We start from the raw sequence: 228 nt of genomic DNA on the forward strand, positions 1-228 counted from the left end.
AATGGCGACCAGCCAGCGCAGGTCTTTGTTGTTGGCGGTCAGGATAGTCAGGGCCTCACCGGTTTGCGGGGTGATGGCAATTGAGGCCGCCGCGCTGTTGATATTGGCGTCACAGGTGGTGCGGTGGCCCAGCCGGGCAATCGGCTTGCCGTTGGCAAACACCGTTTTGGCGCCTTCGGCAATCACCACCGGGCCGGGGTGGTCGCTGCACGCAATTTTGTCCCCTTG

At 62.7% G+C, this 228-nt stretch carries 1 protein-coding gene; it reads right to left on the bottom strand.

Annotated elements, in window-relative coordinates; all coding sequences use genetic code 11:
* Positions 1-228 (bottom strand): PAAR domain-containing protein (locus tag ACGF49_RS25350; protein ID WP_387493591.1); only part of this gene is annotated, 228 nt, incomplete at both ends.

It is taken from the genome of Photorhabdus sp. RM96S (assembly GCF_042879335.1).
In the GTDB taxonomy this organism is placed as follows: domain Bacteria; phylum Pseudomonadota; class Gammaproteobacteria; order Enterobacterales; family Enterobacteriaceae; genus Photorhabdus; species Photorhabdus kayaii.